This is a genomic window from Amycolatopsis sp. NPDC006131 (assembly GCF_040614175.1).
Classification (GTDB): domain Bacteria; phylum Actinomycetota; class Actinomycetes; order Mycobacteriales; family Pseudonocardiaceae; genus Amycolatopsis_E; species Amycolatopsis_E tucumanensis.
Genome location: NZ_JBEXTX010000242.1, coordinates 1 through 1,589 on the forward strand (window position 1 = coordinate 1; position 1,589 = coordinate 1,589).

Here is a 1,589-nt window from a genome sequence, read left to right on the forward strand (position 1 = left end):
GCTCCTCCAAGCCGTCGAATACCGCGACATCGGCATCCACCGCGTCCAGGGCTGGATCGACAGCGCCCTCAAAGGCCTATCGACCACCACCGCACGGCGAGTAGCCGAGGCCGCCATCTCGCTCTCCCCACTCGCCTGGCGCGACCGCTAGCGCAAATAATCTAGAACTCTAAAGATCGGCTACCCAGATTATTCTCGCAATTCTCGGCGGCTTAGCAGCAGACAATCGCCCACCTATGCGCCGGTGGAATATTCCGAGACTATTCAACGCGCGAGGCCACCAAGGATGGTCACCAACGCGCCCAGCGCCAGGTAAGGCCCGAGTGGCATCGGCGCATCGCGTGCCACTCGACCCATCGCTCGTAACACAAGGCGCGCCACGGCAGCGAACAGCCACCCCGCGACCGTGCCGACCATGACGGCCGTCCAACTCTGCCAGCCCAGCGCGAGCCCGAGCAGTCCGGCGAGCTTCACGTCTCCAGCGCCGAGGCCACCCACAGCGAGTGCGAGCACGAGGTAAACAAGGCCAAGAACCGCCATCCCCGCCAAGGCACGAAGCAAGTCCGCGCAGCCGGCCACGAGCACCGCCCCCACGCCGAAGACCGCCCCGAGCGCGAGGAGACCGACGAGAATCAGCACGCTGGGCAGGCGCTGCTCGACGAAGTCGATCACGACAAGGGGCACCACCACCAGCGAAAACGTGCTGTACGCGACGAGGTCGATCCCCCACCCGAATCGCCAGGCCACGGCGGCGAAAAGTGCAGCCGTCACCACGGCGGAGGTCACCCACTCCCGCGCGCGGAGCGCCCGGGTGGGCGGCAGTACTCGTAGCCCGAGGGCCAGTCCGGCGCCGGCGGCGGCCCAGCCGGTCAGCAGCAATGGATTCAAGGGTCACCTCGGGTCGAAAGGGCGAAATTCCGCATGCCGCTGACTGCTACGAATACTGGACGCAAGCCTCGGATGTCCTCCGGACAGGGCCAAAAGGGTGAATCTCCATTGGTAAAAGCCATGCCGACCTCAAAGTCAGTTCGGCGTCGGCATTGCAGCCGAGGGGGGACGGTGGTGTAGAAAGTTTGATCTGGGTGAACAGCGATCAAGGATTGTGACCGGGGGTGTCGTGGTGCAGGGGAGGATGCTTCGCTCCATGAGCGGGTGGGCCGTCATCGCGGTGACTTGTCTCGTCCTGCTCTCGGCTTGCACACCCGAGCAGCCGGCCGACCTCGCGTCGGGTCCGTCGTCTGCCGCCCCGGCATCGGCCACGAGTACCAGTCCATTGCAGACCGGCGCGGACAGGGCGAAACAGGACGCGCTAGCGGCTTACCTGGGGATGTGGCAGGACTTCGCCGAAGCCGGGAGCACGTCCGACTGGCAATCGTCCAAGCTCGCGCAGCACGCCGCCAGCCTGGCGCTGACGAACCTGTCGCGAGGCCTCTACGCCGATCACCACAACGGATTGGTGACGAAGGGCGAGGCGACTCACGACGCCAGAGTCACGTCGGCCGAACCGGCGAACGAGCCGACCAGGGTCATCGTTACGGACTGCAGCGATTCCACCAATGCCCTCAAGTACCGGGCCGACAACGGCCAGC

The 1,589-nt window shown here is 65.6% G+C and carries 2 protein-coding genes and 1 pseudogene; 2 read left to right on the top strand and 1 reads right to left on the bottom strand.

The genetic code is table 11. The features are described from left to right. Positions 1-151, top strand: a pseudogene (locus tag ABZ215_RS43715) (HAD family hydrolase); the annotation flags it as partial. 113 nt (positions 152-264) lie between these two features. Here ABZ215_RS43715 and ABZ215_RS43720 read toward each other — a convergent pair. Further along, positions 265-786, bottom strand: a complete 522-nt coding sequence (locus ABZ215_RS43720; RefSeq protein WP_354956848.1) for an A24 family peptidase — start codon at positions 784-786, stop codon at positions 265-267. 358 nt (positions 787-1,144) lie between these two features. Here ABZ215_RS43720 and ABZ215_RS43725 point away from each other — a divergent pair. Beyond that, positions 1,145-1,589 (top strand): hypothetical protein (locus ABZ215_RS43725; protein WP_354956850.1); only part of this gene is annotated, 445 nt, incomplete at its 3' end.